This is a genomic window from Paraburkholderia sp. J12 (assembly GCF_905220215.1).
Lineage (GTDB): Bacteria > Pseudomonadota > Gammaproteobacteria > Burkholderiales > Burkholderiaceae > Paraburkholderia.
In genome coordinates this window covers 208,531-229,031 of record NZ_CAJMZC010000004.1, presented here as the reverse complement: position 1 = coordinate 229,031, position 20,501 = coordinate 208,531, and the positions used below count along the sequence as shown (strand labels likewise).

General features: G+C 67.6%; 16 protein-coding genes. 9 read left to right on the top strand and 7 right to left on the bottom strand.

Annotated features, from left to right (window positions below; all coding sequences use genetic code 11):
• Complete coding sequence (locus U5760_RS12050; RefSeq protein ID WP_322011998.1) at positions 1-1,389, bottom strand: tetratricopeptide repeat protein; 1,389 nt, start codon at positions 1,387-1,389, stop codon at positions 1-3.
• 409 nt (positions 1,390-1,798) lie between these two features.
• On the opposite strand from U5760_RS12050, the gene U5760_RS12045 reads away from it, so the two are divergent.
• The gene (locus U5760_RS12045; protein ID WP_322011997.1) at positions 1,799-3,340 is read left to right on the top strand and encodes a methyl-accepting chemotaxis protein; all 1,542 of its coding nucleotides are present in this window, start codon (positions 1,799-1,801) and stop codon (positions 3,338-3,340) included.
• Between the two features lie 145 nt (positions 3,341-3,485).
• A complete protein-coding gene (locus U5760_RS12040; RefSeq protein ID WP_322011996.1) occupies positions 3,486-4,523 on the top strand; it encodes a helix-turn-helix transcriptional regulator in 1,038 nt (345 codons plus the stop codon).
• Between the two features lie 29 nt (positions 4,524-4,552).
• Here the strand turns inward: U5760_RS12040 and U5760_RS12035 are convergent, their stop codons facing one another.
• The 3 genes from U5760_RS12035 to U5760_RS12025 all read right to left on the bottom strand — a co-directional run bounded on the left by U5760_RS12035 (position 4,553) and on the right by U5760_RS12025 (position 7,947).
• On the bottom strand, positions 4,553-5,677 hold the full coding sequence (locus U5760_RS12035; RefSeq protein ID WP_322011995.1) for a 3-deoxy-7-phosphoheptulonate synthase: 1,125 nt from the start codon (positions 5,675-5,677) through the stop codon (positions 4,553-4,555).
• A 246-nt stretch (positions 5,678-5,923) separates the two neighbouring features.
• A complete protein-coding gene (locus U5760_RS12030) occupies positions 5,924-6,928 on the bottom strand; it encodes a sterol desaturase family protein (RefSeq protein WP_322011993.1) in 1,005 nt (334 codons plus the stop codon).
• A 50-nt stretch (positions 6,929-6,978) separates the two neighbouring features.
• Positions 6,979-7,947: a YncE family protein gene (locus U5760_RS12025; protein WP_322012255.1), complete on the bottom strand. Its 969-nt coding sequence runs from the start codon at positions 7,945-7,947 to the stop codon at positions 6,979-6,981.
• Between the two features lie 275 nt (positions 7,948-8,222).
• Between U5760_RS12025 and U5760_RS12020 the strand changes: the two genes are divergently transcribed.
• Together U5760_RS12020 and zwf are read left to right on the top strand one after the other, a co-directional pair.
• Positions 8,223-9,539 carry an Nramp family divalent metal transporter gene (locus tag U5760_RS12020; protein WP_322011991.1) on the top strand — a complete coding sequence of 439 codons (1,317 nt, stop codon included), beginning with the start codon at positions 8,223-8,225 and terminating at the stop codon, positions 9,537-9,539.
• Positions 9,540-9,792: 253 nt separating this feature from the next.
• On the top strand, positions 9,793-11,268 hold the full coding sequence (gene zwf / locus U5760_RS12015) for a glucose-6-phosphate dehydrogenase (RefSeq protein ID WP_322011990.1): 1,476 nt from the start codon (positions 9,793-9,795) through the stop codon (positions 11,266-11,268).
• A gap of 72 nt (positions 11,269-11,340) precedes the next feature.
• Here the strand turns inward: zwf and U5760_RS12010 are convergent, their stop codons facing one another.
• From U5760_RS12010 to U5760_RS12000, 3 genes are all read right to left on the bottom strand, one after another.
• Complete coding sequence (locus U5760_RS12010) at positions 11,341-12,666, bottom strand: hypothetical protein (protein WP_322011989.1); 1,326 nt, start codon at positions 12,664-12,666, stop codon at positions 11,341-11,343.
• A gap of 87 nt (positions 12,667-12,753) precedes the next feature.
• The gene (locus U5760_RS12005) at positions 12,754-12,888 is read right to left on the bottom strand and encodes a hypothetical protein (protein WP_028225187.1); all 135 of its coding nucleotides are present in this window, start codon (positions 12,886-12,888) and stop codon (positions 12,754-12,756) included.
• A gap of 105 nt (positions 12,889-12,993) precedes the next feature.
• Positions 12,994-13,410, bottom strand: coding sequence for a MarR family winged helix-turn-helix transcriptional regulator (locus U5760_RS12000; protein WP_322011988.1), 417 nt, complete (start codon positions 13,408-13,410; stop codon positions 12,994-12,996).
• Positions 13,411-13,706: 296 nt separating this feature from the next.
• Here U5760_RS12000 and U5760_RS11995 point away from each other — a divergent pair, with 296 nt between their 5' ends.
• The 5 genes from U5760_RS11995 (at position 13,707) to U5760_RS11975 (ending at position 20,480) form a co-directional block, all read left to right on the top strand.
• A complete protein-coding gene (locus U5760_RS11995; RefSeq protein ID WP_415914096.1) occupies positions 13,707-15,629 on the top strand; it encodes an acetoacetate--CoA ligase in 1,923 nt (640 codons plus the stop codon).
• Between the two features lie 153 nt (positions 15,630-15,782).
• The gene (locus U5760_RS11990) at positions 15,783-16,595 is read left to right on the top strand and encodes a DUF3348 domain-containing protein (protein ID WP_322011986.1); all 813 of its coding nucleotides are present in this window, start codon (positions 15,783-15,785) and stop codon (positions 16,593-16,595) included.
• Positions 16,596-16,607: 12 nt separating this feature from the next.
• Positions 16,608-19,199: a DUF802 domain-containing protein gene (locus tag U5760_RS11985; RefSeq protein ID WP_322011985.1), complete on the top strand. Its 2,592-nt coding sequence runs from the start codon at positions 16,608-16,610 to the stop codon at positions 19,197-19,199.
• Positions 19,196-19,843 carry an OmpA family protein gene (locus U5760_RS11980; protein WP_322011983.1) on the top strand — a complete coding sequence of 216 codons (648 nt, stop codon included), beginning with the start codon at positions 19,196-19,198 and terminating at the stop codon, positions 19,841-19,843. Before U5760_RS11985 ends, U5760_RS11980 begins: the two co-directional genes overlap by 4 nt.
• Entirely contained in the window at positions 19,836-20,480 is a 645-nt protein-coding gene (locus U5760_RS11975) for a DUF2894 domain-containing protein (RefSeq protein WP_322011982.1), read from the top strand. The genes U5760_RS11980 and U5760_RS11975 overlap by 8 nt, the downstream gene beginning before the upstream one ends.
• The last annotated feature ends 21 nt before the right edge of the window (positions 20,481-20,501 follow it).

The window sequence follows — 20,501 nt, the reverse complement described above, 5'->3', positions numbered from 1 at the left end:
CTAGCGCGACGGCACCCGCTTTTCGAGCATGGCATGAAATGCGCGCTTGATGCGCTCCACCGCTTCCGTCTTGTACGGAAACTGCGCGTTGTTGCCGTGGACCAGCATGCTCGCATTGACCTCGAACACGACGAGGGTGCCGTCGTCGCCCAGCGCGCAATCGATGCCGAAATAGTCGAGCCCGATCGTATCGCGCACGGCCCGCAGCGCCTCGCGCGGCGCCGCGCCGAACACTTGCCAGGGATCGTCGAGGAACGCTTGCTCTTCGGCCTGCATCCACGGCTGATCGGCCATGCCCGTCGTGGTGTGGTGCACCTTCCATCGATGATCGATGGCCAGGTGGTAAGGCAGGATCTCGTCGTCGACGTAAAAGAAACGGTACTTGCGGAAGTACCCGTCGTTCGAGCGATAGTCCACGTACGGCGTGAGGTAGTAGTGCCCGGCGACGTGCTTCGCCAGAAACGCCTCGAGTTGCGGGAGATCCTCGATCTTCTCGAACGCTTCGCCGCCGTGCGTACCCGCCGGTCTCACGAGCACCGGGAACGGCGGCAGCGCTGCGGCCTGGGCGGTCATCGCGTGCAGATCGCCGGCCGGATGCAGGCGTGTCTGCGGCACGCGGCAGCCCGGCACGGCGGCGAGGCGCCGCGCCACGGCCTCGCGGCTCGTTTGCGCGATCTGTTGCGGCGGATTGACGGCAATGCGTCCCAACCCGTCGATGAACGACTCCGCCAGCCCCAGCGAGGTTTGTCCGCGATCGACATCGGAAACGAGATTGACCACCACGTCGGCATAACCCCGCAGCCGTTCGAAGTCGTAGTCCATGTCCGGCAGCACTGTTACCACGTTGCTCTCGAAACGCGCGTTCGATACGAGGTATTCGATGGGCGTATTGCCCGCGCCGGGCGCGAACACGAACAGCACCCGAAAGTCGGGCGGCGTGACCGAGGCGGGAATCAGGATGAGCGGCTTGAGCGCAAGCGCGCGGCGGTAGCTCGCATCGGCGGCCTGGTCGAGACCCAGCGCCTGCTGAAGATTGGCGACGAGGTGAACGATGGCGGCATCGTCCGGTTCGTGTTCGAGCACGCGCTCGAAATGCGCGAGCGCGCGCACCGGGCGGCCCGCGCACGCCTCGGCGAGCCCCAGTTGCCGATACACCGCAGCGATGTCGCCTTCGCCGCCCTCGCCCGCCTCCCGTTTGAGAAGCGGCGTGAGCCACGAGATGGCCTCGTCGAAGCGATCGCGGCGGATCAGCACCTGCGCAAGCCCGTAGCGCGCGCCCCAGTGCTCGGGATCGTTCCCGAGGACTTCGCGATAGTGGCTCTCGGCAAGATCGAGACGTCCTTCGCGATGATGCGAAGAGGCCAGGTCAAACAGACGATCGACGGACATGATGGCAAGGTGCAACGACAGTACGGATGCGCGTGAACCATAGCAGAGCACGCCGCCGCCCAGATCGCGACCTCGATCCTGCCGCTTACGGGGCGTTACCAGAGGGCCCTGGCGTAATACCGCGTAACACGAAGCCCCGCGAGCAGCCGCCGGCGCGATGCGGATGCGCACGATTGCGCAAAGGCGGACGCAGATTCACACGCCTGACACAATCCGGCTGCCGCCCCCTGCCGACCCCATTTCTCAGATTTCCCAGACTTGATCCGGTCTGCGAACGAGTTTGCCTTTGCCGAAGGCGGCGCTCGTGCGCCGGCCGACATCTTGCCCCCAACCCTTCAGAATCTCCGCCTCAGGCCGATATGCTGAATCGATAAGTCGTTCGCCATTCCCCTCCTTAGCATCTGCCCCCATGAAGCTTAGTCGCAAGATTCCTCTCGCCTTCGGCGCCGCACTTACGTTGATGTCGGCGGGTGCCTTCTACGGCATTCACATGCTGAATCACGCCGTCGATACGTATCGCACCTCCGTGCAGGATGCCGCCGCGAACGAGCGCATGGCGTCGGCAACGCTCGTTGCGTTCAAGCTGCAGGTGCAGGAGTGGAAAGACACTCTGCTGCGCGGCAAGGATCCGCAAAAGCTCGATCACTACTGGAGCGCGTTCCAGACGCGCGAGCATACGGTCGACGAGCTCACCGCCACGCTCGAACAGAAACTCCCGCCGGGCGAAGCCCGCACCCTGATCGAACAGTTTGCCGATGCGCACGCCGTGATGGGTCAGGGGTATCGCAAGGGTTTCGATGCGTTCAAGGCCGCGGGCTTCGACCCGACCGCCGGCGACGCCCAGGTGGCGGGCGTGGACCGCGCGCCCGCCGATCTGCTCGACCGCGCAGCGCAGAAGATCGCCGCCGACAACGCGCGGGTCGCAGGCGAGGCCGCCATCGAGGCCGAGCGCGCCACGCAGATCAGCGCCGCGCTCATGGTGTGCGTGTTCGCGCTCGCGCTGGCCGGCGGCGTGATGTTCAGCCGCACGGTCACGCGGCCGCTCGCCCGCGCGGTGCGTTTCGCGCGCGAAGTGGCGCAAGGCGATCTCTCCACCGACCTCCATTCGAGCGGCGACGACGAAACCGCCGAACTGCTCGAAGCGCTTTCGCAGATGCAGACGAGCCTCGCGCACGTGGTGAGCGAAGTGCGCGGCAACGCGGTGGGCGTGGCGTCGGCAAGCGCGCAGATCGCCGCCGGCAACCTGAACCTTTCGGCGCGCACCGAAGGACAGGCCGCCTCGCTCGAACAAACCGCCGCCAGCATGGAGGAACTCACCTCCATCGTGCGCATGAATGCCGAGAACGCGGAACACGCCTCGTCGCTCGCCGGCACGGCCGCCGACACCGCCACGCGCGGCGGCGCCGTGATGCGCGAAGTCGTCGAGAACATGCAGGCCATCGCGGACAGCTCGCACAAGGTCGGCGAAATCATCAGCCTGATCGACGGCATTGCGTTCCAGACCAACATCCTCGCGTTGAACGCCGCCGTGGAAGCGGCGCGCGCAGGCGAACAGGGCCGCGGTTTCGCGGTGGTGGCGGGCGAAGTCCGCACGCTCGCGCAACGCAGCGCTTCGGCCGCACGCGAGATCAAGGAGCTGATCGTCCAGTCGACGCAGCGCGTGGAAACGGGCTCGTCGCTCGTCTCCGGCGCGGGACAGATCATCGACGAGATCGTGCAGTCGGTGCATCGCGTGACGGCCATCGTCGGGGAAATTTCCACCGCCTCGCGCGAGCAGACGGCGGGCATCGAGCAGGTCGGCATTGCCGTCACGCAGATGGACGAAGTCACGCAGCAGAACGCGGCGCTGGTGGAGGAAGCCTCGGCCGCCGCCCACGCGCTCGCCGAGCAGGCCGGTGCCTTGCGCGAAGCCGTGGCGGCATTCCGACTGCGCGATCACGCCGTGCGCTGACGCCCCCGGGGCCGGGGTTGGCGTGTTTCGGCGTGTGTCGCGCACGCCACGGAGAGCCGCCGGGCTTTCTGACGGCGCGCAATTTCGTCATATTATTTACTGCAAGACGTATTCGCTCCGCCCCCCGATCCACCGAATTTTCACCATGGCCACCGTCAAGACGCACTTTCAGGATTTGCCGGTTGCTCTCGACGGGATCCCGCGCCTCGAAATCGCGCACCAGCGTTTCGACGTGTGCGCCCTGCCCGTCGACCGCCAGCTTCACGCCTGGCTCGACCGCATGGTGGGCGTGGTCGATCTCCTGCCCACGCGCGACGAATTCGGCAGGCCGTTTCGCGGCTGGATCGATCGCTATGCCGTGGGCGAATTCCTCTTCGCGGACTGCCATACCGACCGCATCACGCAGGACCGCACGATCGCGCGGATTTCGCAGGACAACGCGCGCAGCATCGTTTTTCATGTGTTTTTCGAGGCCGCGCCCGGCAGCGAACTCGAGTTTCCCGGCAAGCGCGCCGATACCGCGCTCGAAGGCGGCATTTTCGCGGTCGACCTGGATCAGCCCGTGCGCTTCAAGCGCAAGCCGTGCCGGCACGTCACGATCTTCCTGCCGCGCGACATGCTGCGCGACGTGTTTCCCGACGCTTCCGCCCTGCATGGGCGCAAGCTTTCGCCGTACCTGCCGGCGGTGCGCTATCTGGTGGGCCGCGTGATGTCGTTTTCGGCGCAGATCCCCTGGATGACGCCCGAGAGCGCCCACCGCACGCTGCGCGAAATCGTGCTGCTGATTGCGGACGCATTTGCCGAAGACGCGGGTTTGAAGGGCAGCCCGCGTGCGCTCGCGCGGGCGATGGCGTTCGACGCGGCGCGCCGCTACGTGCACGCGAATCTGCACGACAGCGACCTGTCACCCGAACGCGTGGTGGAAACGCTCGGCCTCTCGCGGCCGACGATCTATCGCCTCTTCCAGCATGAAGGGGGGCTGGGCGCCTATATCCGCCATCTGCGTTTGCGCAGCGCCGCCGAGGAACTCGTCGCGTGGCCCGGCATTGCGGTGCAGGACATCGCCTGGTCGCTCGGCTTCAAGAGCGCCTCGGACTTCACGCGCGCGTTCCGGCGTGCCTATGGCATGGCGCCCCAGGATATCCGCCAGCCGGCCGACGGCCTGCGCGCCGCCGCCCAATAACCCTCGACCCGCGGCGGATCGGCCGTAGATCAGCCGCGCCGCGCCCGGCGCGCGCGCACGGCTTCGGCCAGCGTCTCCAGCACCGGTTCGGTCTGCGCCCAGCTGATGCAGGCATCGGTGATCGACACGCCGCGCTTGAGCGGCACGCCCGGCTTGAGATCCTGACGCCCCTCTTCGAGGTGGCTCTCGATCATGACGCCCACGATGCGCCGCTCGCCTTCGGCCAGTTGCGAGGCGATATCCTGCGACACGTCGATCTGGCGTTGATGCGCCTTGTTCGAATTCGCATGCGAGCAGTCGATCATCACCTGCTCGCGCAAGCCCGCCTTCGCGAGCGCTTCGCAGCACGCGGCCACCGACGCGCGATCGTAGTTCGGCCCCGTCTTGCCGCCGCGCAGGATCACGTGGCAGTCGTCGTTGCCGCGCGTTTCGAAGATCGCGGCCATGCCCATCTTCGTCATGCCCATGAAGGCGTGGCTCGCGCGCGCGGCGACGACGGCGTCGGCGGCCACCTGCACGCCGCCGTCCGTGCCGTTCTTGAAGCCGATCGGGCACGACAGCCCCGAGGCCAGTTGCCGGTGGCTCTGGCTCTCGGTCGTGCGCGCGCCGATGGCGCCCCACGCGACGAGATCCGCGATGTATTGCGGGCTCAGCAGGTCGAGAAATTCGGTGGCCGTGGGCAACCCGAGCGCGTTGATGTCGAGCAGCAGTTGCCGCGCGGCGCGCAGACCCTCGTTGATGCGGAAGCTGCCGTCGAGGCGCGGGTCGTTGATATAGCCCTTCCAGCCCACGGTCGTGCGCGGCTTTTCGAAGTACACGCGCATCACCACGAGCAGATCGTCTTTCAGCGCGTCGGCACGGGCCTTGAGGAGCTTCGCGTATTCGAGCGCCTGGTCGTGGTCGTGAATCGAGCACGGCCCGACGACGATCACGAGACGGTCGTCGCGTTCCTTGAGGACCTCGGCAATCTGCGCGCGACTCGTTTCCACGAGCGTCTGGGTACGCGAGGGCACCGGCAGTTCGTCGAGCAGGAGCGCCGGCGAGATGAGCGGACGCACGGCGCCGATGCGCACGTCGTCGATGCGGGTGGAATCCTCGGTGGCGTCGGCGTAGCCGACTTCCTGGTCGTGTTGGGGATTGTCGATGCGGCTCAAGATGTTCTCCTCTGTCGACCGGAGTTAGTGCTTTAGCACTTACTCCGGTCCCATGCAAAGCTGTCGACCAGAGTTAGTGCTTTAGCACTTACTCTGGTCCCATGCAAAGCTGTCGCCGGGCACGTGCCCGGCGACAGTCGCGTTTCTATACGGGGACAGGCAGGATTATCGCATCCGCCGGCCCGGCGCGGCGGCCGGCGGAAAGCGGCTGGGGAAGCCGCTCATGAAACCGCTCGTGAAACTGGCTCAGGAAGCTGCGCCCATCGGATAACGCTTGCCGCGCAGCCGCTGGACGATGCGCACGAGGCCGTACCACTGCTGGGCCCACACGCCGCCGCCGTACTCGAGGCCCTGCCCCTGCGGCACGGGCAGCTGATCGCGGATGCCGGTGGGCTCGGCTGCCTTGTTCCACGAAGCCGTGCGGAAGATCATGTCCCACCAGGGAAACACCACGCCGAAATTGCAGCCGTAGCGCGTGCCTTCGTGGCCGTAGCCCACCGCGTGGTGGCGGCGATGGAAGGCCGGGCTCACGACAATGCGCTCGAGCACCGAGCCGAACGGCAGCCGCGCGTTCACGTGCTGCACGCTCTGCATGAAATTGCCGAGCGCGACGAGCACGACGTACTGCGCGGGCTGCACGCCGATGCCGAGCGAGATGGCCGCGAAAAACGCCGCATTGATGATGTCGTCGACGAAGTGGTTGCGGTCGTCGCACCACAGCGACATCTGCTGCTGGCTATGATGGACCGCATGCAGCTCCCACCACACGCCGAAGCGATGCTGCCAGCGGTGATACCAGTAGCCCGCGAAGTCGAGCACGATGAAGTAGATCAGGAACGAGACGATGGGCTTGTCCGTCACGCCGGGCCAGATGCTGTCCACGTCGATATTCGGAATGTCGTAGATCGTCATCAGGCTCTGCCAGTGATTGAACAGTGGCTGAAACATGAAGAAGAACGCGAGATTCAGAATGCCGAGCTTGGCGATCCACGTGTACCAGACGTCGGAGCGCAGCGCCTTGCGGTCCTGCCACTGCTCGATCGGCCGCAGCGCTTCGAGCGGCCGCAGCAGCGCATAGGTCACGAGAATTTCGAGCACGCCCACGATCACCCAGTAGAGGGCGTCGTAGGTGTCCTCGTCGTAGCCCATCAGGCCGACCTTGTAGAAGATCGGCTGGACCACGTCCACATAGACCAGCGTCTGCAGCCAGGAAACGGCGTTGTCGAGCTGCGAGATCAAGGTGTCAATCATCGGGTCTCTCTGGTGAATCCTTTAAAACCAGTGCGGTCAGTCCAGCGCAGTCAATCTGGATTCGGCGCATACACCGGCGCACGGTTCGCGAAGTAGATGCCGTGCGGCGAGCGGCCCACGGCAATCGTGTCGATCAGCTTGTGCGTGGTGAGGTCGATGACCCCCACGTGCTTCGCGAAGCGGAACGTTACCCACAGATACCGTTTGTCGGCAGAAAGTTCCATGTCGTCCGGACCGGGGCGCAGGCCCGTGATGTCGGCGACTTTCGTGAGCGTCGTGTAATCGAGAATGCTGATCGTGCTTTCCACGCGGTTCGTCACGGCCACGTGCTTGCCGTCGTCGAGGTTGCGGAAGTTGTGCGCACCGCGCCCGGTCTGGATCTTCTTCACGAGCGTGTGGTTGTGCCAGTCCACCACGGCCACGTCGTCCTCGCCCGTCATGCCGATGAGCAGGTACTTGTCGCCGGGCGTCATCCACAGGCCCGCGGGCGTGTCGCCGATATGCAGCTTCCAGAGCACGGTCTGCGTGGGCAGGTCGATCGCCGCGACTTCACCCGTGTCCTGCAAGGTCACGAAAACCGTCTTGTTGTCCGAGGCGAAGGTGATGTGGCTGGGCGTCTTCGCAAGCGGAATGCGCTTGACGAGCGTCACGTCCTGGCCGTTGTAGCTGTAGATGTCCACGCGGTCGAGGCGCAGGCCCGCCGTCACGAACCACTTGTGGTCGGGCGAGAAGCCGAGCTGGTACGGATCCTCGATGCCTTCCACGCGGCGCTGCACCTTGCCCGTGTGCGGGTCGAGGAACATCAGGTCGTTCGACACCGAATCGGCGACGATCAGCGACTTGCCGTCGGGCGTGATCATCAGGTGGTGCGGTTCCTTGCCGGTGGGCTCGGTGCCCACCACGGTGCGGCTCGCCTCGTCGATGAGCGAGAGTTGCGCCTCGCCGGAATCGAGCACGATGACCCGGTTGTCGTCGGCGGCATGGGCGAGCGTGCCCCACGCGAGACCGCCCATCAGCATGGCGGTGGCGCAGCGGGACCTGAAATGGGCCTTCGTAATGGCAATGATCGGGAATTCAGGCATTTCGTAAGCGATAGGGGCTGATGAAAGCGCGCCGGACCGGTTTGTGCTGAGATAAGGCCATACGCCGGCCGCTCGCGCGCGAGAGATTGTCTGCTTAACGCGTGAATACCGCAATCCGATGACGCGCGTGCGGCACTCCGTAGCAATGTAGACGGCCGATGCGGCCCGACCGGGCCGCCGGCCTGTTCCGCCCCCAACTTCGAGGCATGGGCATGGACCACCGCACCCGCGAAGAAAATCTCCCCGACGGCCTCACGAAGAGCACGGCCGCCGCGGTGCGCGAGGCGCTCGAAGGGCGCCGGCGCGGCGTCGCCCTGCTGCTGCCGCTGGCGGGGCCGGCCGTGGTCGTCTCCGTGGCGTACATGGACCCCGGCAACTTCGCGACCAACATCCAGGCGGGCGCGCGCTACGGCTACGCGCTCCTGTGGGTGGTGGTGCTCGCGAACGGGGTGGCCATGCTGTTCCAGGGGCTTTCGGCGAAACTCGGCATCGTCACCGGGCGCAACCTCGCCGAACTGTGCCGCGAGCGCCTGCCCGTCCCGCTCGTCTGGGCGATGTGGGGCGTGAGCGAAATCGCCGCGATGGCCACCGATCTGGCCGAGTTTCTCGGCGGCGCGATCGGGCTCTCCTTGCTGTTTCACCTGCCGCTCATCGTCGGCATGGGCGTGACGGCGGTCGTCACCTACGTCCTGCTGCTTTTCGAGCGCGCGGGTTTCAGGCCGCTCGAGCTCGTGATCGGGGCGCTCGTCGGCATCATCGGGCTGTGTTATCTGCTCGAACTCTTCATCGCGCCCATCGCGTGGCACGGCGTGTTCAGCCACCTCGCCACGCCCCGCCTGCCCGACGCCCAGGGCGTGACGATCGCCGTGGGCATCATCGGCGCGACCGTCATGCCGCACGCCCTTTTCCTGCACTCGGGCCTCACCCAGGCGCGCGTGGCGCCGCGCAACGACATCGAGCGCACCCGCCTCGTGCGCTTCTCGAACATCGAGGTCGTGATTGCGCTCTCCATCGCCGGGCTCATCAACATGGCCATGGTCATCATGGCTTCGGGCGCCTTTCACCAGGGCTATCCGGACGTAGCCGAGATCGGGAGCGCCTACCATACGCTCGCGCCGCTGCTCGGCATCGGCGCGGCGGGAATCTTCCTGCTTTCGCTGATCGCCTCGGGCATCTCCAGTTCGGTGGTGGGTACGCTCGCGGGGCAGATGATCATGCAGGGTTTCGTCGGCTTCCAGATTCCGCTGTGGCTGCGCCGGGTCGTGACGATGGTGCCGAGCTTCGTCGTCGTGGGGCTGGGCGTGAACGCCACCCAGGCGCTCGTGGTGAGCCAGGTGGTGCTGAGCCTCGCGCTGCCCGTGCCGATGATCGCGCTCGTCGCGTTCACGAGCCGCGCCGACGTGATGGGGCCGCATCGGAACCGGCCGTGGACAGCGGGGCTGGCATTGGCCGGCGCGAGCGCGGTGCTCGCGCTGAACGCGCTCCTGCTGCTGCAGACCTTCGGCGTGGCGGTGCCGGGGCTCGGCTAGTGGACGCTGCGAACCGCAGCAAACCCCTGACATGGAAGCAGCGGGCGCCCCGCATCCGGCGCAAGCCGATCGTCGGCGTGCAAAATCGCGCGAAACCATGCACCATTAGCTTTTTTCGCCCTGCCCGGCCCCGAAAGCCGGCGTGGCTTTTCCCAACCGGCGCGCCTGTCCGGCATTCCGCGGGCACCCCGCGCGCCGCCCAGCGCCGCTTTGCGCCTTGTCCAACCTGCGATCCACCGACTAGCGACCTGCCATGACGAACCAGCCTGCCCAAGCCGCGCCCGAACAACCCGTCGATATGATCATCTTCGGCGGCGGAGGCGATCTGGCCGCACGCAAACTGCTGCCCGCGCTCTATATGGCGCACCTGCACCGCAACCTGCCGCCCGAAACGCGCATCATCGCGGTGGGCCGCAAGAACTGGACGATCGACGACTACCGCACGTTCATGAACGAGCAGTCGCGTCCATTCATCGACCAGCAGGCCTTCGACGCCACCGCCTGGGACCGCTTCCTCGGCCTCTTCCAGTACGTGGTGATCGACGTCAACGCGGCCGAAGACTACGCCCGCCTCAAGGAGGCCTCGCGCCAGGAAGCGATACGCGTGTTTTATCTCTCGACCTCGCCCGAGCTCTTCACGACCATCTGCGACAACCTCTCGGCGGCGGGCCTCGTGGACGAGCATTCGCGGGTCGTGCTGGAAAAGCCGCTCGGCCACGATCTCGCCTCGGCGCGCGAGATCAACGAGTCGGTGGGCCGGCACTTCGCCGAGCCGCAGATCTATCGCATCGACCACTATCTCGGCAAGGAAACGGTGCAGAACCTGATGGTGCTGCGCTTCGGCAATCCGATCTTCGGGCCGCTGTGGCAGGCGCCGTACATCCGCAGCGTGCAGATCACGGTGGCCGAGACGGTAGGCGTGGGCAGCCGCGCCGGTTTCTACGATCACACGGGCGCGCTGCGCGACATGGTGCAGAACCACCTGCTGCAACTGCTGTGCATCGTGGCGATGGAGCCGCCCGTCTCGCTCGACGCCGACGCGGTGCGCGACGAAAAGCTCAAGGTGCTGCGCTCGCTGCGGCCCATGACGCTGGCCGACATCGCGCGCGACACGGTGCGCGGCCAGTACGCGGCAGGCGCCGTGGACGGCAAGCCGGTGCAGGGCTACATCGAAGAAGACAACGTGCCGGCCGACAGCCGCGCCGAGACCTTCGTGGCGCTGCGCGCGCACATCAACAACTGGCGCTGGGCCAACGTGCCGTTCTTCCTGCGCACGGGCAAGCGCATGCAGAAGCGCCAGTCGGAGATCGTGATCGAGTTCGCCGACCTGCCGTTCTCGATCTTCCCGAGCGGCCCGCGCAACTACGGCAACCGCCTCGTGATCCAGCTCCAGCCGGAAGAGTCGATCCAGCTGCAAATGCTCGCGAAAGAGCCGGGCAGCGGCATGAACATGCTGCCGGTGAACCTCAACCTGGACTTGCAGCAGGCCATTCCCGAGCGCCGCGCGGAAGCCTACGAGCGGCTCCTGATCGACGTGATCCGCGGCCGCCTCACGCACTTCATGCGCCGCGACGAGCTGGAAGCGGCATGGCAGTGGGTCGAGCCGATTCTCTCGGGCTGGCAGGAGCTGCACGACCGGCCGCGCCCCTACACGGCGGGCACCTACGGCCCGGCGGCTTCGTCGGCGCTGCTCGCGCGCGAAGGCATGTCGTGGGCCGAAGAGGCCTGAGCCTCTGAAACGCCGCCCTCGCGTCACGCGGGGGCGGTGCAGACTGCGCGCGACGAACGCTTGCGAACCTGCTCAGGCCGCGGCGGTTCGCGCGCGCATCATCGCCTCGAACGCGTCGCCAATGCGCTGCACGTAGGCGTTCTTGTGCGCGAGTTCACCATCGGGCCGCTCGCGATGCACGAGCATCGTCGCGTTCGCTTCGAACACGAACATGCTGCCGTCCGGCAGCACCGTGAAATCCACCCCCGCGTAGTCGAGATCGAGCCGCCGGCCGATGGCCGCAATCGCGGCCGCGCCGCGCGCGCCGAGCGCCGCGGCGGGATCGGCGAGAAAGCGCGCCTCTTCCTCGAGCTTCCAGCGCACGCCCTCCATGCCCGCCGAGAAGTAATGCACCATCCAGTGCGGCGAGATCGCGAGATGGTAGGGATACGGCACGCGGTCCACGAAGGCCATGCGGTACTTGCGGCAGGCGCCGTCGGCGTCGCGCGTGTCGTGAAAGGCGCTCACGTAGTACGGGCCGGATTGCGCGGCGAGCGCGGCGTCGAATTGCGCCCGCGTATCGCAGCGCACGAGCCCTGCGCCGCCGTGAGTCGCCACGGGACGCACCAGGAGCGGCAGGTTCATCTCCGCTGCGTGAGCACGATCCCACACCCGCGCGGCGCTTTCCCCGGCGTCCTCGATGCGGATGCACGGCGCGCACCGCACATCCGCGAGGCCGCCCAGAAGTGCGGGCAGCCGGTCGCGCCGCGTGGCCTCCACGCGTTCGGGCGCATTGAGCAAGGGATGCGAGCACGCCCGCGCGAACTGCGCGAGACGCTCGCCAAGCGGCCCGGCGATGTCGGGATCGCCCACGGCGTTGAAGACAAGATCGAAAGGCGGCAGGCTCGCGTCCTCTTCGGGCGCGGCGTAGTCGATGGCGTATTTGATGCGGCCGTTCTGCGGCACCGGCACGAGCAGATCGAACGGCACGTTGCCGGCCGAGCGGCCGGCGCACAGCAGCAGCACCCGGCGCGACGGCTGCCCCGACATCTCCACATACACGCGTTGCAGGGCATATGCCCGTTCGCGGCAACCGTCCGCGAGCGTGGGGCGCCCCGCCTTCGCATGGATCGCGGCGAGATTTTGCCAGGCGGCCGCCTGAGCGGGGTCGAGGTTGAGCGCGAGTTCGTACCAGCGCTGTGCGCGTGCGTGGTCGCCCTTCATGAAGTAACCCGTGGCGACCGTGCCGATGCGTTCGGCGCCCTCGCGCGTCTCAAGCGTCTCATGCGCCTCAAGCGCTTCGGCTGCGATCAGATGCGCGAGCGCGCCCAGTTCGTCGCCGGCCTCGCGTGCGCGTTGGGCCGCGTCGCGATGCTGCGCGGGCGTGTCGGTCATCACGGGGAGCAAAGCGTCGGTCATCGGCGGGGTCCGCCTCTGGCGGGCCGGCAGTGGGCGAAGCGTGAAGTCTAACGGGACCGGCGACGCGCGTGCAAAAGCGGGCGTGCGTTACGGCCGAAAGAGGTCGAACCCCGCGAGCGCGACCACGCCGCTCAAGGCGATCATCGGCACCGAATGCCGGCCGAGAAAAAGAATGGCTGCCGCGAGCCAGCTCGAAATGAAGAAAGCGCCGATGCGCCGCATGATGCCGCTCCGTACTGTTGAAATGTGCTGTTGCGCGAGGGACCTGAAGCGCCGCCGACACCGCGTCCCTCGAAAAAATACGACCGCGAGGCGCGGCCGTGCTCTTCAGCCCAAGGTCTCGCGCGCCGTGCGCAGGCGCGCAACGGTGTCCACGAACGCCTCGCCGCCAAGACTCCGCTTGAGGCGCCCCGTGACGGCCGCGCTCGCACCGTTGAGCGCGTCGCGTATCGCGAGCGCCGCCGCTGTGGGGACGATGGCCACTTCCCGGCCGTCGCCTTCGGTGCGATGGCGCTCAACGTAGCCGCGCGCCTCGAGCCCGTCGAGCACGCGCGTGGCCGTGGGCCGCGCGATCGACAGCGCATCGGCCAACTCGCGCTGAAGCAGGCCTGGACGCTCCATCACCGCGCGCAGCATGAAGCCTTGGGGCGGCGTGAGATCGAACGGCCCGAAAGCATCGGTCCATTCGCGCTCCAGCCGCCGCGCGAGCGCCGACGTGTTGAAGTAAAGACATTGATCGAACATGGCCACAGCATAACCCGATATCGTTAGCTATGCAACGATCATCGCGCAAAGAGGAAACAGGGATCGGGCGGGATGCTCGGCGTTTCACCGGGTAGCGTGAGAACCGCTAAAAATGGTACTCAATGAAGACCCCTGCGGAGGAGAACGGCGGACGATAACTGCGGCCCCGGCCTCACGCCTCCGCGCCTTCTGCCTCAAGGACACCCACTACCGTGAATCCGCCTCTCGAAGCCGCCGACCCGCCCGCGTGGACCCCCTCGCCCAAGACCGTCGCCCGCGCGCGCATCACCGAATTCATGCAATGGCTCGCGCGCGAGCGCGGCCTCGCCTTCGATAGCTACGCCGCGCTCTGGCAGTGGTCCGTGGAAGACCTCGACGCCTTCTGGACCGCGCTCTGGGACTGGGCCGACCTGCGCTCGGCCACGCCCCGCGGCAAGGCGCTGGAGAGCGCCGCCATGCCGGGCGCACGCTGGTTTCCGGACGCCACGGTCAACTACGTCGGACAGGTCTTTCGCCACGCCACACCCGCGTACCCCGCCATCGTCTGGCGCAACGAGGCCGGTGCGCAGGGGGAGATGAGCTGGGCCGAACTCGAGCGCCAGGTGGGCGCGCTCGCGGCCACATTGCGCCGCATGGGCGTGAAACGCGGCGACCGCGTCGCGGCCTTCATGCCCAACATCCCGCAGACGCTGGTTGCGTTTCTCGCGGCGGCCAGCATCGGCGCCATCTGGTCGGTGTGCTCGCCCGACATGGGCCGGCTCGCCGTGCTCGACCGCTTCCGCCAGATCGAGCCCACCGCGATGATCGCCGTGGACGGCTATCGATACGGCGGCAAATCGCACGACCGCCGCGCGCTGCTGCGGGAACTGCTCGGCGAATTGCCCAGCGTGCGGCATCTCGTGCTCGTGCCGTATCTCGATGCGCACGCCGATGCGTCGACCGTGGTGCCCGACGGCACGCAAGGTACCGCGTGGAGCGCAGCCATCGCGGGCACGGCGCCGCTCGCCGCCGACCCCGTGCCGTTCGACCATCCGTTGTGGATCGTCTATTCGTCGGGCACGACCGGGCTGCCCAAGCCCATCGTTCATTCGCACGGCGGCATCGTGCTCGAACACGTCAAGCTCGCCGCGCTGCACCTCGATCTGCGCCCCGGCGACCGCTTCAACTGGTTCTCGAGCACCGGCTGGATCATGTGGAACTGCCAGGCAGCCGGCCTGCTCGCGGGCGCCACGCTGTGCCTCTACGACGGCAACCCCGGCTACCCCGACATGGGCGCGCTGTGGCGCTTCGTCGGCGATGCGCGGGTGAACTTCTTCGGCGCAGGCGCTGCCTTCTTCCAGGCTTGCCTGAAGTCGGGCGTGGAGCCTCGTCAGGTCTCCGAACTATCGGCGTTGCGGGCCGTCGGCTCGACGGGTTCGCCGCTGCCGCCCGAAGGTTATCGCTGGATTCTCGATCATGTCGGCGACGTATGGATCGACGTGATTTCCGGCGGCACCGACTTCGCCGGCTGCTTCCTCGCCGGCGTGCCCACGCTGCCCGTGTGGCTCGGCGAGATGCAGTGCCGGTGCCTGGGCGCGCGCGTCGAGGCGTTCGACGACCACGGCAAGCCCATCGTCGACGAAGTGGGCGAGCTGGTCTGCACGGCACCCCTCCCCTCCATGCCGCTCTACTTCTGGAACGACGCGGGCAACACGCGCTATCGCGACAGCTACTTCGACGTCTGGCCCGGCATCTGGCGCCACGGCGACTGGGTGCGCATCACCGGGCGCGGCGGCGCCGTCATCTACGGTCGCTCCGACGCGACGATCAACCGCCACGGCATCCGCATGGGCACGAGCGAGCTGTACCGCGCGGTGGAGGACCTGCCCGAGATCCTCGACAGCCTCGTGACCGACCTCGAATATCTGGGCCGCGAATCGTATATGCCGCTCTTCGTGGTGCTGCGCGACGGCGCCGTGCTCACGCCCGAACTCAAGGCGACGATACGCGAGCGCATCAAGGTCGCGCTCTCCGCGCGCCACGTGCCCGACGACGTGTTCCAGATCGACGCGGTGCCGCGCACGCTCTCGGGCAAGAAGATGGAGCTGCCCATCAAGAAGCTGCTGCTGGGCCAGCCGCTGGAGAAGGTGGCGAACCCGGGGACCATGGCCAACCCCGAATCGCTTGCCTGGTTCAGCGACTTCGCGCGCGAACTGGCGGCGCGCGGCAAGCCGGCCTGAGGGCGATTTAGAGCGCGCTTCCCCGTCCGCCTGAAGCCCAGCTTGAGGCCCATTTCGGGCCCGTAAGCGGCCCACGCAAGGCCAATCCGCTCACAGAGAGGCGGCGCGAAGCGCGCCAGCGTGTAAACTGCTGCCTTTTTGTCTCCCGCAGGTATGGTGCAAGCCCCCCTGCAAGCGGCGCTGAGCGGTCCGACCCTCGTTCGCCTGCTTGCTCGTCTGGCCGAAGCCGACGTTTCCGGACCGCAACAGCCGCTCGCCGACCGCCTGAGCCAGTGGCTGGGCTGGACCGACGCGATCGGGCTCTCCACGGCGCTCAACGCCCCGCTGAACGCGCAGCCGCGCGAGGGTGCGGCGCGCCCGGCGATGGCGCCCTCATTCGACCGCGAGGACGCCGCGTTGGTCGTGAATGCGCGCAGCGCGCTCACGAAGGCGATCACGCGCGCATGCGCCCCGCCCGACACGCGGCGCGGCGCGCGCGCGAACGCCCACCCGAACCCCGGCACGGATCCGGATGCTCCGGCCGACTATGCGGAGCTCCGCCAGGACTATCTCTCGATCCAGCAGATGATGGAAACCGAGGTGGGCCAGTTGCGCGGCCGCCTGCGCGCCCTGCTCGCGGCACAGACGCCGGCGCTCGCGCGCCTCGCGGCCGTGGACGCCATCATGGAGCGCTCGCTCGGCGCGCGCGAGCAGCGCGTGCTGGCCACGATTCCCGCGCTGCTCGGCACGCACTTCGAGCGCCTGCGCCGCGCCGGGCAGCAAGCGTTGGCCGACGCCGAAGCCTCGGGAGACAATATGGAAATTCGCGCGGAAACTGACGCGGCAAACAACGCCGCAAATACCGCCATCATGCCGGGCGCATGGCTCGCCGCATTCCGCAAGGACATGCAGAGCGTGCTGCTCGCCGAACTCGACATCCGGTTCCAACCGGTGCAAGGGCTGCTCGCCGCCCTGCGCGCCCGCTAATCCAGACACCCCATGTCCCGATTTCGTATCGACTTCCTCGTATTTCTCGCCGGTCTCGCCGCCGTTCTCTGGATCGGCATCGGCTATATCGTCTCGAACCCGCTCGCGCTCGCCGTCACGCTGCTGATCGGCGCGTGCTATGTGGTCGGCGCGCTCGAACTGTGGCGCTTCAATCAGGACACGGCCGCGCTCGATGCCGCCGTGACGGAACTGGCCGCCCCGCCCGCCACGCTCAACGCGTGGCTCGACCGTGTGCCCGCCGGCCTGCGCGGCGCCGTGCGCCTGCGCGTGGAAAGCGAGCGCGCAGCGCTGCCCGGCCCGGCGCTCACGCCGTATCTGGTTGGCCTGCTGGTGCTGCTCGGCATGTTCGGCACGCTGCTCGGCATGGCCGCGACGCTCAAGGGCACCGGCGCCGCGCTGGAGGGCTCGACCGACCTGATCGCGATCCGCGCCTCGCTCGCCGCGCCCGTCAAGGGACTCGCGTTCGCGTTCGGCACCTCGATTGCGGGCGTGGCCACCTCGGCCATGCTCGGCCTGCTTTCGGCGCTGTGCCGGCGCGCGCGCGCCGAAGCCGCGCAACGGCTCGACGCGAAAATCGCGACCACCCTGCGCGGTTTTTCGCAAACGCACCAGCGCGAGGCGGGCTTCGCGCTGGTGCGCCGCCAGGCCGAGGCGATGCCGGTGATCGTCGAGCGGTTGCAGACGGTCATCGCGGCCATCGAGCAGCAGAGCGTCGCCATGAACGAGCGGCAGATCGCGAGCCAGACGGCCTTCCTCGGCAAGGCCGAGGCCACGTGGACGGCGCTCGCCGCGTCGGTGGCGCGCTCGCTCCAGGACAATGCCGCGAGCAGCGCACGCGCCGCCAGCGCGGCGGTCTTGCCGGCCGTGGAAGCCACGCTCGCGAAGCTCAAGGACGAAGCCGCCGCGCTGCACGGCACGGTAACGCAGGCCGTCGAGAGGCAGTTGAACGGCATTAGCGAAGGGTTCGAAGCGACTACGGCAAACGTGAGGCACGAAACCACGCGCCTGCACGACACCGTGGCGCAGGCGGTGGAGCGCCAACTGAGCGCCGTCGCGGAGAAGCTCGATGCGTCCACCGCAACGCTCAAGACCGAGACGATCTCGTTGCACGAAACGGTGACCCAGGCGGTGGAGCGCCAGTTGAATGGCGTGACGGCGAAGCTCGAAGCTTCGACGGCAACGCTCACGGCAGAAACGGCTACGCTGCATCGGACCGTCACCGAGGCGGTGCACAACCAGTTGAGCGCGATCTCGGCGAATCTCGAAGCCTCGACGACCACCCTCAAGACGGAAACCGTCTCGCTCCACGAGACCGTCACGCAAACGGTCGAGCGCCAGTTGAGCGCGTTCACCGCCGGCTTCGAAGCCACGACAGCGGCGCTGGACGCCAGCACGGCCGCACTGCACGAAACGGTGACGCAAGCCGTGGAGCGCCAGCTGAGCGGCATCACGACGGGTCTCGAAGCCACCTCGGCCGGCCTCTCGGAGCAATGGCGCGACGCACTTGCCCAGCAGCGCGCGCAAAACGATACGCTCGCCGCCGACCTGCGCGCCTCGCTCGAGCGCTACGCCGAAACCTTCGCGCAACGCTCGGCCGAATTGCTGTCCAACGTCGCCGCGCGCCTCGACACCACGGCGGACACGGTCTCGCAAACCTGGACCAGCGCGCACGCACAACACGCGCAGGTTAGCGAGCAACTGGCCCTTGCCCATCAGCACGCGCTCGACGCAGCGGCCGGGAAGTTCGACGAACACACGGCCGCGCTGCTGCACGCAGCGGACGAATCGCATGCCGCGCTGCAAACCGAACTCACGGCGCGCGAGCAGCAAAGGCTCGACGCGTGGCGCGACACCGTCACCGCCATGACGGCTGCGCTGCAGGCTCAATGGAACGAGGCGCTCGCGCAAACGGCGGCCCGCCAGCAGGCCATCTGCGAAACGCTAGAACGCACTGCCGGCGAAGTCGCGGCCACCACGTCGGCGCACTCGCGCGAGACGATCGCCGAAATCGCGCGCCTCGTGCAAGCCGCCTCGGAGGCGCCGCTCGCCGCGGCCGAAGTCGTCGCCGAACTGCGCCAGAAGCTCTCGGAAAGCATGGTCCGCGACACGGCGATGCTCGAAGAGCGCAGCCGTTTGCTGGCCACGCTCGAAACGCTGCTCGACGCCGTGAATCACGCGTCCACCGAACAGCGCAGCGCCGTCGATGCGCTCGTCTCCACCTCGGCGGAACTGCTCGATCGCGTGGGCACGCGCTTCACCGAGCGCGTCGAAACCGAAACGCGCAAGCTCGACGGCATTGCCGCGCAGGTCGCGAGCGGCGGCGCCGAAGTGGCGAGCCTCGGCGACGCGTTCGGCGCCGCCGTGCAGTCGTTCGGCGCCTCGAACGAAACGCTCGTCGCGCAACTCCAGCGCATCGAGGGCGCGCTCGACAAGTCGCTCGCGCGCAGCGACGAACAGCTCGCCTACTACGTCGCCCAGGCGCGTGAAGTGATCGATCTGAGCCTGCTCTCGCAAAAGCAGATCATGGAAGAACTGCAGCAGCTTGCGGGCCAGCGCGCCGAAGCAGGAGCCGACGCCGCATGAGCGAGGAGATCGACGGCGGCACGGAGCCGACCACGCCCGTCTGGGCGGCCTTCAGCGATCTGATGTCGGTGCTGCTGGGTGCGTTCGTGCTGATCCTCGTGAGCGTGATCGGCGTGCAGCTCGAACTCTCGACGAAGCTCGATCAGGCGGTCAAGGAGCGCCAGGCGGAAGCCCAGCGCCGCAAGACGCTCGAAGAGGCGCTGGCCGGGCCGCTCGCGGCGGGGCGCATCACGCTCGTGAACGGGCGCATCGGCATTAGCGGCAACGTGCTCTTCGCGCTCAACTCCGATCAGTTGCAGCCCGAGGGCCGGCAACTGCTGCAAAGCCTCGCCGGACCGCTTGCGGCTTATCTGAAGGCGCACGACGAAATCCTCATGGTGAGCGGCTTCGCCGACGACCAGCAGGTACGCGCGGGCAACCGGCGCTTCGCCGACAACTGGGAGCTGTCCGCCCAGCGCGCGCTGACGGTCACGCGCGCGTTCGTCGACGAAGGCGTGCCCGCTTCCTCGGTGTTCGCGGCGGCCTTCGGTTCGGAGCAACCCGTGAGTTCGAACGCCGATCCCGCGGGACGCGCCAGGAACCGGCGCGTCGAAATCGCGCCGGTGCCGCGTTCGAGCGCCGCGGGCGGAGACCACGGTGAGTGAGCACGCAATGCCCGTGCGGGCGCAACTTGACGCCTGGCGCGAGCGCGGCGCTGACCGGCTCGATCCCCCGCGCTTTCGCCTGATCGAAGCGCTGGAGCAGCGTGCGCAAAACCATGGCGGCGAAGCACGTCGCCTGCTCGATGCCAGGCTGTCCGAACTGATTGCGCAGTACTCGATCATAGCCGGGAACGCTGCGCAGGACGGGCCGGGGCCGCACAACACCGCGCCGGCGGACGCACAAAGCGCGCTGGGCGCCCTCGTGGAGCGCCTCGCCCACCACGCGAACGCCGGAAACGGTGCCAAGGTACGCAGCGGCGACGGCAGCACCTGGACGGTCTCGCCCGAACTGACCGATTATTTTCGTGCGACCTGGGCACGCGTGCGCGCCGGTCAGCAGTTGCGCGAAGCGCAGTTCCAGGTGCCGCAGAACGCCGGCCCGCTCAATTCGATGAGCCTCGTGCACCGCTCGCTTTCGCTCATGCGCGAGCTTTCGCCGGGTTATCTGCAGAACTTTCTGGCCTACGCCGATGCGCTCTCGTGGCTGGAGCAGTTGAATGCCGTCGACGCACCCGCCAGCAGCAAGGAAGCGCCGCGCGCGCCGAGCACGAAGAAAAGCACACGCGGCAAGACGCGCTGATCCAGGGCTGCACGGAGCGTT